Raw genomic sequence first — 13,594 nt, 5'->3', positions numbered from 1 at the left:
CGATTTTATTCCGGTTGAAGCCATTTGTGGATGGTCTCATCGTTGCTGAGTCTGTCCCAGAACCACATCAGTGCCTTGCCTTTGTCTTCGCTGTGGCGGGCCAGATGTACGCTGATGGCGGCGCGGGGTTCACTCGTCTCTTTGGCAATAAGCGAGCCCCGGGCAAGCTGTTCCCGGATTCGCGGGTAGGGGAGCCAGCCAACGCCCAGGCCTGCCTCCTGGGCCAGAATTTTTTGGTCAATGTTGCTGACGGTGAGGGTTCTCTGGAGCCGGAATATTCCCGCATGGCCGGGTGGCAGCGAGCGCGACGTATCCGCCGCTACCGCTGCAGGATACTGTGCAATATCCGCTTCGGCCAGCGGGCCGGTCTCACTGGCGAGAGGGTGTTCTGCGCCTACGGCAAACACAAACGGTACCTCCCCCAGTGATTTGGTGGCGAAAGCTCCGGCAGGTTTGCTCAGCAGGTCAGCCCCGACAACCATATCAACGCGACGGCTTTGCAGGGCATCCCAGGCACCGGCGAAGACTTCTTCGATAATCTGCACATCAACCGGAACCCCAAGCTGATGGAAATCCTGAATGGCCGGAAACAGGCATTCAGCCGGCAGCAGCGAGTTAAAGCCAATACGCAGCCGGGTTTCCCAGCCCTGGGCCACCTGCCGCGTGGTATGGGCAAGGTTCTCAGCGGCTTCCAGCAGTGAACGCCCCTCCTCAAGCAGATACCGCCCGGCCGAGGTCAACACAGCCTTATGACCGCTGCGGTCAAAGATACTGACGTTCAGATCCTCTTCGAGCTTCTGAACCGTGTAACTGATGGCGGATGGCACCCGGAACAGCTCCGAGGCAGCCCCGGCAAAACTGCCCTTGCGGTCAATGGCGTCCAGCACTTTGAGTGCGTCAATCGTAATGGCTGTATGCATGTTCGAATAATCTGAAAGTGTTTGCCAGAAATGCTTGCTATCAGCCTACCAGCCCACCCGGTAACCTGTCTCCAATATTTGTAAACGGGGTCAGACCCCTGTGAATTTGTGTGGACAAATAAATTGGGGTCAGACCCCTGTTGATAAGTCTACAGTTATGCACAGGGGTCTGACCCCAGGGGAGGTTTTATGGGTTTGTTGGTTGATGGTCAGTGGCACGACGAGTGGTATGACACGGACAAGACCGGAGGCAAGTTTGAGCGTGAAGCGGCTCGGTTTCGCAACTGGGTAACGGTTGATGGCTCGCCCGGTCCGGCGGGGGAGGGCGGCTTTGCGGCCGAGAGCGGGCGCTACCACCTGTATGTGTCTATGGCCTGCCCCTGGGCGCACCGGACATTGATATTCCGGAAGCTGAAGGGTTTGGAGCGTCACATTTCGGTGTCGGTTGTGCATCCGGACATGGTGGAGAATGGCTGGGAGTTTCGGGAGGATGATCCGGCTCACCAGGATCATCTGTATCAATCCCAGTTTATGCATCAGATCTACACTCGGGCCGCGCCAGATTATTCCGGTCGGGTCACCGTACCGGTGTTATGGGATAAGCGGCAGGAAACCATTGTCAGCAATGAGTCTGCCGATATCATCCGGATGTTCAATTCCGCGTTTAACGGCCTGGAAGGCGTGAAGTCCGGTCTGGATCTATACCCGGAGCAGCTGCGCGAGCAGGTAGATTCGGTGAACGAGCGGGTTTATGACACCGTTAACAATGGTGTTTACAAGGCCGGCTTCGCGACTGCACAGGACAAATACGAAGAAGCCTACAGCGCGCTGTTTGATTCTCTGGACTGGCTTGAGCAGATCCTGGCGGGGAAGCGCTATCTGACCGGCAGCCAGCTTACCGAGGCGGACTGGCGCCTGTTCACCACGTTGATTCGGTTTGATGCCGTGTATTACAGCCATTTCAAATGTAATCGCCGGCAGATCCGGGATTATCCGAACCTGTCGGGTTATGTGCGGGAGCTGTACCAGGTGCCCGGAGTGGCCGAGACGGTGGATATCCGGCAGATCAAGCAGCATTACTATGTCAGCCAGCGCACCATCAACCCGACACAGGTGGTGCCGGTTGGGCCAGATCTGGACTTCGATGCTCCCCATGGCCGCGAGCAGGTTGGCTAAGGCAGTAGAACGGGCGGCGCCTGATGGGTTGCCGCCCGGCTTGATGCTCAGCTGACTCGGGCTACCGCCACTTCAGTCAGCAACTCCAAGGCCTTCCGGTGCTCAGACTTCGGCAGGCAGGTGAGCAGGTCGCAGGCAATCTGTGCCTGCTCTTTTGCCTTGGCCATGGTGTATTCAATGGCGCCGGAGGATTTGACGATCTCCAATACCTTCGGCAGGTCGTCCAGCCCGCCTTTGCGGATGGCCTGACGAATCAGCTGCCGCTCTTCATCGCTGCCGTTGGCCATGGCATAAATCAGGGGCAGGGTGGTTTTCCCCTCGGCCAGGTCGTCGCCCACGTTTTTGCCCATGGCTTCGGCATCGCCCAGATAATCGAGAACGTCGTCCACCAGCTGGAACGCCAGGCCTAGATGCTTGCCATAGTCTTTCAGTGCAGTTTCCTGCTTGTCATCGGCGCCCGCCAGCAGCGCGCCGGTGTGGGAGGAGGCCTCGAACAGCATGGCAGTCTTGTTGTGGATGACCACCATGTACTGCTCTTCGGTAAGATCCGGGTTTTTCACGTTCATCAGCTGCATTACTTCGCCTTCGGCAATCACCGCCGTGGCGTGGGACAGAACGTTCATGATCGGCAGGCTTTCCAGTTCCACCATCATCTCGAAGGCCCGGGCGTAGAGGAAATCACCTACCAACACACTGGGAGCATTGCCCCATTTTGCGTTGGCGGTGCTGCGGCCCCGACGCATGTCAGAGGTATCGACAACATCGTCGTGGAGCAGGGTGGCGGTGTGCAGGAACTCAATGACGACAGCCAGTTTCAGGTGTTCGCTTTCGCTGTAGCCGGCAGCCCGACTGGATAGCAGTACCAGCAGCGGCCTCAGGCGTTTGCCGCCGCTTTCAATGATGTATTGAGCGATCTTCTCAACCATTGGGACGTCAGAGGCAAGCCGCTGGATTATCAGGTCATTGACGCGGCTGAAGTCTTCCGCCACGGTGTCATGGATGCGCTGGGCTGTCATCGGGCTGGTACGTCCCTTGCTGGTGTTTTCGTTGAGTTTTCGGGCAGGACGCGGCAATGCTAGGTATTGCTGCCTACAGTGTCAACTTGCCCGGGAATCTCACTTGTATTGCCCGGCGGCTTTTCGTACAATCACGCGCCCAACTCATCCCAACCTGCGCTCCCTGCAATAGGGTCGCCAGAGCGCCTCCCTTAGAACCAGGTGGATAAGAGCAGGGATGGGTCAATCGCGGAGACTATGAATGTACGCAGTTATTGTTAGCGGTGGTAAGCAGCACCGTGTAAAAGAAGGCGAAACTCTGAAGCTGGAGAAGCTGGAAGTTGAAACCGGCGGCTCTGTTGAGTTCGATCGTGTTCTTCTGGTTGCCAACGGCGACGACGTAAAAGTCGGTGCCCCGGTAGTTGATGGTGCAAAGGTGACCGCTGAAGTGGTTAGCCACGGTCGTCACGACAAGATCAACATCATCAAGTTCCGTCGTCGTAAGCACCACATGAAGCGTCAGGGCCACCGTCAGTGGTTTACTGAAGTCAAGATCACGGGTATCCAGGGCTAAGCCCTCGAATAACCCCTTAATTAAGGAGGCTGGTAATGGCTCATAAAAAGGCAGCAGGTAGTACCCGTAACGGTCGCGATTCCGAGTCGAAACGACTTGGTGTCAAGCGCTACGGCGGTGAGACTGTCACTGCAGGCAGCATCATCATTCGTCAGCGTGGCACCCGTTTCCACGCCGGCAGCAACGTAGGCATTGGCAAGGACCACACCCTGTTCGCGAAAGCGGAAGGTCAGGTGAAGTTCGAGACCAAAGGCCCGCAGAACCGCAAGTTCGTGAGCATCGTTCCGGCTGCGTAAGCAGCGGCGATCCGGTTCTGTCGAACCTTGGGTGAGCCTGATATGCTGATCTGATCAGCCCTCAGGTGAATCCGGAGCCCCGCAAAGCTTCCATGAGGCTGCGGGGCTTTTTAGTTTATGCAAAGGCATCAGGCGTATGAAATTTGTAGACGAAGCCACCATCATTGTTGAAGCCGGTAAAGGCGGCCACGGCTGCCTGAGTTTCCGGCGGGAAAAGTATGTACCCAAGGGTGGTCCCGACGGCGGTGACGGCGGGGATGGCGGCTCTGTCTACCTGGAAGCAGACAGCGCTCTGAACACGCTGATCGATTACCGCTTCCAGCGCAAACACAAGGCCCAGAATGGCGAGCCGGGTGCTGGGCGTAACTGCACGGGTAACAAGGGTGAAGATCTGGTGCTGCCGGTACCGGTAGGCACCACCGTTGTGGATATGGATACCCATGAAGTGCTGGGCGACCTCACCAAGGAAGGCCAGCGCCTGAAGGTGGCCCAAGGTGGTTTTCATGGCCTGGGGAATACCCGTTTCAAGTCATCGGTCAATCGTGCCCCGCGACAGACCAGTAAAGGCTCGGAAGGTGAGACCCGTAATTTGCGCCTGGAGCTGAAGGTTCTTGCGGATGTCGGTTTGCTGGGCATGCCCAATGCCGGCAAATCTACTTTCATTCGGTCGGTATCTGCGGCAAAGCCGAAGGTGGCTGACTACCCGTTTACCACGCTGGTACCCAATCTTGGTGTGGTTAGTGTTCAGGCTCACCAGAGCTTTGTCATTGCCGACATTCCGGGGTTGATCGAAGGCGCTGCCGAGGGCGCAGGGCTGGGTATCCGCTTCCTTAAACATCTGGTGCGTACCCGCTTGTTGCTGCACTTGGTGGATGTGGCGCCTTACGATGGTTCATCCCCCGTTGAGGCGGTAAAGGCCATTGCTCACGAGTTGGAGAAGTTTAGCGAAACCCTGGCCAGCCGCCCCCGTTGGCTGGTGCTGAACAAGGTCGATATGGTGCCAGAAGAAGATCGTGAAGCCCATTGCCGGGCCATCGTGGATGAGCTGGGTTGGGAAGGTCCGGTATTCCGCATCTCGGCATTGAGTGGTGAAGGTACCAAGCCGTTGGTTCAGGCGGTGATGCGCTGGATTGAAGAGCAGGCGGAGCAGGAAGCCGAGAACCCGGAAGTTGCCGAGCAGGAGGCCGCTCGTCGCCGCCGGATGGACGAAGAGGCGCGCGCCAGAATTGAAGCTGATCGACAGGCTCGCCGGGCTGCGCGAGAAGCCGATGACGATGATGACTTTGATGATGACGATTACGACGTCGAAGTCGTCTACGCCCCTGAGTAAACCGCAACCCCAAGGGACAGAATCACAATCATGAGTGAACGCCTCCAGCTCCGAAAGGCTCGACGTCTGGTTATCAAAATTGGTAGTGCCTTGCTTACCGATGATGGCAAGGGGTTGGATGTCGCGGCCCTCGGGTTGTGGGTAGACCAGATTGCGGAGCTGATTGCCGAAGGCGTGGAAGTGGTGGTGGTGTCCTCGGGTTCGGTGGCTGAAGGCATGAGTCGACTGGGCTGGAGCTCGCGGCCCCAGCATTTGCACGAGTTGCAGGCCGCTGCGGCAGTTGGTCAAATGGGCCTGGTGCAAACCTGGGAGGCGCAGTTCAAGCGCCATGATATTCACACCGCCCAGATCCTGCTCACCCACGATGACCTCTCGGATCGCAAGCGTTACCTGAACGGTCGTAGCACGTTGCGCACACTTCTGGATTACGGTGTGGTGCCCATCGTCAATGAAAACGATACGGTGGTGACCGATGAGATTCGTTTTGGCGACAACGATACGCTTGGGGCGCTGGTTGCCAACCTGATCGAAGCTGATGGTCTGATCATCCTGACCGACCAGCTGGGGTTGTTTAACAAGGACCCCCGTAAGCACCAGGACGCCGAGCTGGTTACCGAGCGTAGAGCCGAGGATCGTGATTTGGATGCGATGGCCGGCGGTGGCGCCGGGGCGCTCGGCCGTGGCGGTATGCTGACCAAACTTCGGGCCGCCCGGTTGGCCGCCCGTTCCGGAGCTTTCACAGTGATTGTCGGTGGGCGTATTGAGCATGCGATTTCTCGCCTGCGCCAGGGAGATGTGATTGGCACGTTGTTGCTTCCAGAGCAGGGCAGAATGGCGGCTCGCAAACAGTGGATTGCCAGCCATCTGCAAACCCGGGGTAAGTTGACGCTGGATGATGGTGCGGTAAAGGTGTTGCGTCAGGGCGGTCGCAGTTTGTTGCCGGTAGGCGTGAAGGCAATTGCCGGCCAGTTCCGGCGGGGCGAGATGGTGTCATGTGTTGACCTGAATGGTCGGGAAATTGCCCGCGGGCTGGTAAACTACGATGCTGACGAAGCAAGGGCCATTGCCGGCCGCTCAAGTGATCGCATTGCCGATGTGTTGGGTTATGTCTCTGACGAAGAGATGATTCATCGGGATAATCTGGTTGTGGTCTGAGTTGTTCGTATAACAGGTAAATTTCAGGCACAAAAAAACCGGCATGAAGCCGGTTTTTTATGAGCGCAAGATTTAGGCAGCTTTCAGCGCCTTGATCTTGGCGTTCAGGCGGCTCTTATGACGAGCAACCTTGTTCTTGGCGAAGATGCCTTTGTTGACCATGCTGTCCAGAATCGGCTGAGCGGTCTTCAGGGCTTCTTGAGCGCCTTCGTAGCTGCCGGCTTTGATCTGGGCGTCTACTTTCTTCATGTAAGTACGTGCCATGGAACGCAGGCTGGCGTTGTGCTTGCGGTTTTTCTCGTTCTGACGAGCGCGCTTCTTGGCTTGCGGGGAATTTGCCACCGTAAAACTCCTGAAATTCGTTGCTGTAACTACTGAATATGTTTACATCGCAGGCGCGCCAAAACCAGCGCGTCGGAATAAATGACGCGGAACTATGCCGCCGAAAGCCCCAAATGTCAAGGCCGGCGGCGCAGTAATCCCCGCGTTGAAAAGGCCTGTGATACACTCCCGCATCGCCTCCATGGGGCCTGAACCGGCTGTGGCTGGCACCTTGCGGATTACCGAAATGCCGTTCCGGCTTGAACTTTGGATTTCTGGACGCCCATAACCATGTCATCGGAACCTCGACCAATAGATTCTCAGCCCCCAGTTCAGGAGCCGCCGAAAGCGCCCGGCTTGCTGCGTTCATCCGGGGTGGTTGGCGTGATGACTATGCTATCGCGGGTGCTGGGGTTGGTGCGGGATATGGTGATTGCCCGCTATTTCGGGGCCGGTACCGCGGCGGATGCCTTCTTTGTGGCGTTCAAGATTCCCAACTTCCTGCGCCGCCTGTTTGCGGAAGGGGCCTTTTCCCAAGCCTTTGTGCCGGTATTGTCGTCTTACCGGGAAAAACGCGACATCTCCGAGGTCAAGCGCCTGGTGGATGCAGTGGCTGGCTCTCTTGGTCTGGTGCTGCTGGCGGTTACGCTGGTCGCCATGCTCGGGGCTCCGGTGCTAACTACTATTTTCGCGCCAGGCTTTCTGGGCGATGACGTCAAGTTCGCTTTGGCCAGCGATATGCTGCGCATCACGTTTCCATACCTGCTGCTGATCTCTCTCACGGCGTTCGCCGGTGGCATTCTGAATAGTTATGACCGGTTCGCGATTCCTGCGTTTACACCGGTGTTGCTGAATCTGGCCATGATCGGCGCAGCCATCTTCCTGGCGCCTGTGATGGATGAACCTGTGATGGCGCTGGCCTGGGGGGTGTTTATTGCCGGAGCCCTGCAGTTGTTTTTCCAGTTGCCCTTCCTGATGCGCCTGGGGCTGCTGCCAAGGCCGAGGGTGGATTACAAGCATGAGGGCGTCAGCCGAATACTGAAATTGATGGCGCCGGCGCTGTTCGGCGTGTCGGTAAGTCAGATCAACCTGCTGCTGGATACCGTGCTGGCCTCTTTCCTGCAAACGGGCAGCGTGTCCTGGTTGTACTACTCTGATCGTTTGTCTGAATTGCCGCTTGGGGTGTTCGGTATCGCAATTGCCACGGTGATTCTGCCCAGCCTGTCGCGCAAGCATGCGGCGGCGTCCAAAGATCAGTTTGCCGCTACCCTGGACTGGGCCGTGCGCGCGGTGCTGTTGATTGGTGTGCCGGCAGCGCTGGCACTGGCACTGTTGGCGGAACCGCTGATTGCCACCCTGTTCCATTACGGTGAGGTGACCGATCGTGATGTGACCATGTCGGCCCAGAGTCTCCGGGCTTATTCCGCCGGCCTGCTGGCGTTCATGCTGATTAAGGTGCTGGCGCCGGGCTTTTTCTCCCGGGAAGACACCAAAACGCCGGTCAAGATCGGCGTAATTGCCATGGTTGCCAATATGGCCTTCAACCTGGCGTTGATTGTGCCGCTGGCTCATGCTGGCCTGGCGCTGGCGACTTCCATTTCGGCCTGGCTGAACGGCTACCTACTCTGGCGCGGATTGCGCAAAGAGGGCGTCTGGAAAAGCCAGCCGGGCTGGCCCAGGTTCCTGATTCAGTTGTTGGTGGCCAATGCCGCCCTGGCGGCGGTGGTGTTCTGGCTGAATGCCCCGGTGGCAGACTGGCTTGCCGCCAGTGGTCTGCAGCGGGCCATCGATATGGGGATTCTGGTGGTTGCCGGGGTGGCGGCCTATTTTGTGGCTCTGGCCCTGGTAGGTGTGCGGGTTCGCCAGTTCCGCCAGAAGTAAGCAGCCTCAAGATTTCTACCGCACCCCAGCATGAGGTATAATCGCGCGTTTTCTCACCAGCGCATCTCGCTTCTCGGGCAGGTGCGCCACAAAGCCAGCTGGCAAGTTAAGGTTCGCAGTACATGCGTCTGATTCGAGGCCTGACCAATCTTAAGCGCCTGTCCGGGCAAGCGGATTCGCCGCTCGCCGATGGCTGTGTGGTGACCATCGGTAATTTCGACGGCGTGCACCTGGGCCACAAAACCATTATTGATCAGGTGAAGCAGAAAGCCGCTGAGCTGGATGTGCCCTCGGTGGTGATGATTTTTGAGCCTCAGCCCCGGGAGTTTTTCCAGGGTGCTGACGCGCCACCACGACTCATGCCGTTCCGCCAGAAATTTGAGGCGTTGTTGGCCGAGGGCGTGGATGTGGTGCTGTGCATCCGTTTCGACGAGCGATTCCGCAGCTATTCTGCGATGGGCTTTGTGGAAGATGTGCTGATCCAGGGCATGGCGGTGCGCCATCTTGTGGTGGGTGATGACTTCCGTTTTGGCTGCGACCGGGCCGGGGACTTCAGATTGCTGGAGCAGGTGGGCCAGGAGCATGATTTTACCGTCGAAAATACCCGCACTGTGACGGTAGACGGCGAGCGGGTAAGCAGTACCCGCGTGCGCAATGCCCTGAATGTGAACGGCCTTGAGGAAGCGGAACGGCTGCTCGGGCACCCTTACCGCATCCATGGCCGGATTGTGTACGGGCGCCAGTTGGGCCGGCAGATCGGTGCCCCCACAGCTAACATCCTGCTGCATAAGATGCCGGCGCTGCGTGGTGTGTACGTGGTGCGGGCCCGGCTTGAAACCGGTGAATGGCGCGATGGCGTGGCCAATATCGGCCTGCGGCCCACGGTAGACGGCAAGCGGCCATCACTGGAAGTGCACCTGTTCGACTTTGCTGGCACACTTTATGGCCAGCATTTGGAAGTGGTGTTCCGCCATGGCCTGCGGGACGAAGTGAAATTCGACTCTGTTGACGAACTGAGGCAACAGATCGCCCGGGATTTTGAGCATGCCCGGGCCTGGCTGGCGAATAACCCCGCCATGCCGGAAACCTGATTCAACTGACCAACTAAAGAGTACGCACACAAACATGAGCGACTACAAGCATACCCTGAATCTGCCGGAAACCGCGTTTCCCATGCGCGGTAACCTGGCCAATCGCGAGCCGGAGATGCTCAAGCGGTGGCAGGACCTGAACGTCTACGGCAACCTGCGCAAGCAGCGTGAAGGCCGGGAAAAGTTCATCCTGCACGATGGCCCTCCTTACGCCAACGGCAGCATTCACATCGGGCATGCGGTCAACAAGATTCTGAAAGACATGATCGTGAAATCCCGCAGTTTCATGGGCTATGACGCACCCTACGTGCCCGGCTGGGATTGCCACGGCCTGCCCATTGAACACAAGGTGGAGCAGGAAATCGGCAAAGCCGGCGTTAAGGTGGATTACAAAACCTTCCGCCAGGCCTGTCGCGATTACGCTATCAAGCAGGTTGAAGGCCAGAAAGCCGATTTTATTCGCCTGGGTGTGATGGGCGAGTGGGACAAACCCTACCTGACCATGGACCCGAAAGTTGAAGCGGGCATTGTGCGGGCGCTGGGCAAGATCGTGGCCAAGGGCCACCTGGTACGTGGATTCAAGCCGGTTTACTGGAGTGTGGTTGGTCAGTCCGCACTGGCAGAAGCGGAAGTTGAATACCAGGACAAAACCTCTACCCAGATCGACGTGCGTTTCACTGCCGTGGATCAAGAGGCTGTCCTAAGCGCCTTCGGCACCGACGGCGGCCAGGGCGATGTGTCGGTTGTGATCTGGACCACCACCCCCTGGACCATCCCGGCCAACCAGGCGGTGTCCATCGGCGCCGATCTGGAATACGCCTTGGTGCAACTGGATGCCGGCAACGGCCCGGAGCGCCTGATTCTGGCCACCGATATGGTGCAGGGCATCATGGCTCGCTGGGGGGTGGAAGATTATCAGGTGCTGGCCAATGTGGTCGGTTCAGCGCTGGAAAACCAGCTATTGCACCATCCGGTGTATGACAAACAGGTTCCGGTGCTGCTGGGCGACCATGTCTCCCTGGATGCCGGTACCGGCGCAGTCCACACCGCACCAGACCACGGTATGGAAGACTTTGAAGTAGGCAGGGCCTACGGCATTGGCACCATCAACCTGGTGAAAGCTGACGGTACCTACACCGAAGCGGCTGGCGAGTTTGCCGGCGTGCACGTATACAAGGCCGACGAGCCGGTATGCAGCGCCCTTGAGCGTGAAGGTAAGCTGGTGCGCTCGGAGAAATTCCGCCACAGCTACCCGCACTGCTGGCGGACCAAAACCCCGCTGATCTATCGGGCCACGCCCCAATGGTTCATCAGCATGGACAAGCTCAACCTGCGCGCCGATGCTCTGGAAGCCATCAAGGGCATCCGCTGGGTGCCATCGTGGGGCCAGAATCGTATCGAGGCCATGTTCGAGCAGAGCCCGGACTGGTGTATCTCCCGTCAGCGCACCTGGGGTGTACCGATCACCTTGTTTATCCACAAGGAGACCCAGGAACTGCATCCGAACACCCAGGAACTGATCGAGAAGGTAGCCCAAGCGGTGGAAGCCGGCGGCATCGATGCCTGGTACGACATTGACCAGAAGGAACTGCTGGGCGCAGACGCCGACCAGTACGAAAAAGTAATGGATACCCTGGATGTCTGGTTTGATTCCGGTGTCACCCACGACTCTGTTCTGAGAGTGCGGGAGGAACTGGGCCAGTTCCCGGCCGATCTGTACCTGGAAGGCTCCGACCAGCACCGAGGCTGGTTCCAGTCGTCCCTGAAAACCTCCATCGCCATGAATGGCGTGGCCCCGTACAAGCAGGTGCTGACCCACGGCTTCACCGTGGACGCCAAGGGCTACAAGATGTCCAAGTCCATGGGTAACGTCATCGCACCACAGGAAGTGATGAATGAGCTGGGTGCGGACATTCTGCGCTTGTGGGTTTCCGCCACCGACTACAGCGGCGAGATGAGCGTCTCCAAGGACATCCTGCGCCAGACGGCAGACGGCTACCGCCGTATCCGTAACACCGCCCGCTTCCTGCTGAGCAACCTGACCGGGTTTGATCCGGAGCAGCACACGGTGGCGCCGGAAGACATGATCGCCCTGGACCGCTGGATGGTGGACCGTGCCCTGCAGCTGCAGAAGGAGCTGCACGAAGACTACGGCAACTACGCCTTCCTGCGGATTTACCAGAAGGTATACAACTTCTGTGAATCCACCCTGGGCGGTTTCTACCTGGACATCATCAAAGATCGCCAGTACACCACCCAGGCTGACAGTCTGGCGCGGCGTTCCTGCCAGACGGCGCTCTATCATGTAGCCGAAGCCCTGGTGCGCTGGATTGCCCCGATCCTGAGCTTCACCGCCGATGAGATCTGGCAGCACCTGCCAGGCAAGCGCGGTGACACCGTGTTTTATGAAACATGGTACGAAGGCCTGACCGCTCTGCCGGAAGACTTTGATCTGGGCCGGGACTACTGGCGCGAGATCTACGCGGTAAAAGAAGCCGTCAACAAGTGCCTGGAAGAAGCCCGTGCCCGTGGCGAAATCAAAGGCTCCCTGAGTGCGGAAGTTACTTTGTACTGTGAAGGTAGCCTGGCTGAGCGCCTGAACCACCTGGGTGAAGAGCTGCGCTTTGTGCTGATAACCTCTGAAGCTACCGTGAAACCGGTGAGCGACGCAGCGGGTGCAGAGCAAACCAACCTCGAAGGCTTGTTGGTGAAAGTCACTCCGGCCGCCCACGCCAAATGCGAACGCTGCTGGCACCACCGCGAAGATGTGGGTGCCAATGCGCAGCACAGCGACCTGTGCGGCCGCTGCGTCACCAACGTGGAAGGCCCGGGCGAAACCCGCGCCTACGCTTGATGGACGCTGTGATGACTGAAACCCGTGTGGGTAGTAAATTGAAATGGTTGTGGCTGGCGGTGCTGGTGATTGCCCTGGACCTGGGTACCAAGGCTCTCGCCACCGCCATGCTCACCTACGGTAACCCGGTACCGGTGATGCCCAGCTTCAATCTGACCCTGCTGCACAACACGGGCGCTGCTTTCAGCTTTCTGGCGGATGCCGCCGGCTGGCAGCGCTGGTTCTTCGTAACCCTGGCCATCGTGGTCAGCGTGGTGTTGGTGGGCTGGCTCAGAAAACTCCAGAGCCACGAAACCTGGATGGCCATCGCCATCGTACTCATCCTTGGTGGCGCCCTTGGTAACGTCTACGACCGGGTGGTGCATGGCTACGTTGTGGACTTCCTGCATTTCTACTGGCAGGACTGGCACTTCCCGGCCTTCAATCTGGCCGACACCGCCATCACCATCGGTGCCGCCATGATGATACTCGACGCATTCCGCAAACCCGCTGACGACAGCGGGGATGCCAACCGGAGCAACTGATTCCCATGAGAGAACTGCCCATCGACAAGGGGACCCGCGTAAAACTCCACTTCGCCCTCAAATTCGAAGACGGCGAAACCGTGGACTCCACCTTTGATAAAGAACCGGCCACCCTGGAAATCGGCGACGAAAACCTGCCGGAGAACTTCGAAGCCTATTTGATGGGCCTGAAAGCCGGCGATCACCAAACCTTCCAGGTGCCGCCGGAAAAAGCCTTCGGTCAGCACAACCCCAGCAACGTACAAACCTTCAAACGCCACGAATTCAGCGCCGACATGGTGCTGGAACCCGGTGTGGTAGTGTCCTTCGCCGACGCGCGCCAGCAGGAACTGCCCGGTGTGATCAAGCGGGTAGAAGGCGATCAGGTGGATGTGGACTTTAATCATCCGCTGGCAGGGCATACACTGAGTTTTGAAGTGAGGATCATTGATGTGGAGCCGGCTGGCCAGACTCATTGAAGGCTCGAATTCAGCCTTG

Annotated in this window: 13 protein-coding genes; 10 read left to right on the top strand and 3 right to left on the bottom strand. The window is 58.3% G+C overall.

The window, feature by feature from the left end; genetic code table 11:
- Positions 1 to 5: 5 nt before the first annotated feature.
- Positions 6 to 920 carry a LysR substrate-binding domain-containing protein gene (locus tag J122_RS11065; RefSeq protein ID WP_061332369.1) on the bottom strand — a complete coding sequence of 305 codons (915 nt, stop codon included), beginning with the start codon at positions 918 to 920 and terminating at the stop codon, positions 6 to 8.
- A 189-nt stretch (positions 921 to 1,109) separates the two neighbouring features.
- On the opposite strand from J122_RS11065, the gene J122_RS11060 reads away from it, so the two are divergent.
- The gene (locus J122_RS11060) at positions 1,110 to 2,096 is read left to right on the top strand and encodes a glutathione S-transferase family protein (protein ID WP_061332368.1); all 987 of its coding nucleotides are present in this window, start codon (positions 1,110 to 1,112) and stop codon (positions 2,094 to 2,096) included.
- A gap of 47 nt (positions 2,097 to 2,143) precedes the next feature.
- Here J122_RS11060 and J122_RS11055 read toward each other — a convergent pair whose 3' ends face one another.
- A complete protein-coding gene (locus J122_RS11055) occupies positions 2,144 to 3,112 on the bottom strand; it encodes a polyprenyl synthetase family protein (protein WP_061332367.1) in 969 nt (322 codons plus the stop codon).
- 241 nt (positions 3,113 to 3,353) lie between these two features.
- Here J122_RS11055 and rplU point away from each other — a divergent pair, with 241 nt between their 5' ends.
- The 4 genes from rplU to proB all read left to right on the top strand — a co-directional run bounded on the left by rplU (position 3,354) and on the right by proB (position 6,446).
- Complete coding sequence (rplU, locus tag J122_RS11050) at positions 3,354 to 3,665, top strand: 50S ribosomal protein L21 (RefSeq protein ID WP_061332366.1); 312 nt, start codon at positions 3,354 to 3,356, stop codon at positions 3,663 to 3,665.
- 35 nt (positions 3,666 to 3,700) lie between these two features.
- On the top strand, positions 3,701 to 3,961 hold the full coding sequence (rpmA, locus tag J122_RS11045) for a 50S ribosomal protein L27 (RefSeq protein ID WP_022987754.1): 261 nt from the start codon (positions 3,701 to 3,703) through the stop codon (positions 3,959 to 3,961).
- 136 nt (positions 3,962 to 4,097) lie between these two features.
- Positions 4,098 to 5,291 carry an Obg family GTPase CgtA gene (cgtA, locus tag J122_RS11040; RefSeq protein WP_061332365.1) on the top strand — a complete coding sequence of 398 codons (1,194 nt, stop codon included), beginning with the start codon at positions 4,098 to 4,100 and terminating at the stop codon, positions 5,289 to 5,291.
- 30 nt (positions 5,292 to 5,321) lie between these two features.
- Positions 5,322 to 6,446 carry a glutamate 5-kinase gene (proB, locus tag J122_RS11035; RefSeq protein ID WP_061332364.1) on the top strand — a complete coding sequence of 375 codons (1,125 nt, stop codon included), beginning with the start codon at positions 5,322 to 5,324 and terminating at the stop codon, positions 6,444 to 6,446.
- A 72-nt stretch (positions 6,447 to 6,518) separates the two neighbouring features.
- Here proB and rpsT read toward each other — a convergent pair whose 3' ends face one another.
- Positions 6,519 to 6,788 carry a 30S ribosomal protein S20 gene (gene rpsT / locus J122_RS11030; protein WP_058091292.1) on the bottom strand — a complete coding sequence of 90 codons (270 nt, stop codon included), beginning with the start codon at positions 6,786 to 6,788 and terminating at the stop codon, positions 6,519 to 6,521.
- Between the two features lie 270 nt (positions 6,789 to 7,058).
- Between rpsT and murJ the strand changes: the two genes are divergently transcribed.
- The 5 genes from murJ (at position 7,059) to fkpB (ending at position 13,575) form a co-directional block, all read left to right on the top strand.
- On the top strand, positions 7,059 to 8,648 hold the full coding sequence (gene murJ / locus J122_RS11025; protein WP_082780567.1) for a murein biosynthesis integral membrane protein MurJ: 1,590 nt from the start codon (positions 7,059 to 7,061) through the stop codon (positions 8,646 to 8,648).
- Positions 8,649 to 8,770: 122 nt separating this feature from the next.
- Positions 8,771 to 9,739, top strand: a complete 969-nt coding sequence (ribF, locus tag J122_RS11020; RefSeq protein WP_061332363.1) for a bifunctional riboflavin kinase/FAD synthetase — start codon at positions 8,771 to 8,773, stop codon at positions 9,737 to 9,739.
- A gap of 34 nt (positions 9,740 to 9,773) precedes the next feature.
- The gene (gene ileS / locus J122_RS11015; RefSeq protein WP_061332362.1) at positions 9,774 to 12,593 is read left to right on the top strand and encodes an isoleucine--tRNA ligase; all 2,820 of its coding nucleotides are present in this window, start codon (positions 9,774 to 9,776) and stop codon (positions 12,591 to 12,593) included.
- Complete coding sequence (gene lspA, locus J122_RS11010) at positions 12,593 to 13,117, top strand: signal peptidase II (RefSeq protein ID WP_061332361.1); 525 nt, start codon at positions 12,593 to 12,595, stop codon at positions 13,115 to 13,117. The genes ileS and lspA overlap by 1 nt, the downstream gene beginning before the upstream one ends.
- 5 nt (positions 13,118 to 13,122) lie before the next feature.
- Positions 13,123 to 13,575, top strand: coding sequence for an FKBP-type peptidyl-prolyl cis-trans isomerase (gene fkpB, locus J122_RS11005; protein WP_061332360.1), 453 nt, complete (start codon positions 13,123 to 13,125; stop codon positions 13,573 to 13,575).
- Positions 13,576 to 13,594: the final 19 nt, after the last annotated feature.

The sequence above is a fragment of the Marinobacter excellens LAMA 842 genome, assembly GCF_001574445.1.
Lineage (GTDB): Bacteria > Pseudomonadota > Gammaproteobacteria > Pseudomonadales > Oleiphilaceae > Marinobacter > Marinobacter shengliensis.
This window is presented reverse-complemented; position numbering and strand designations above follow the sequence as displayed.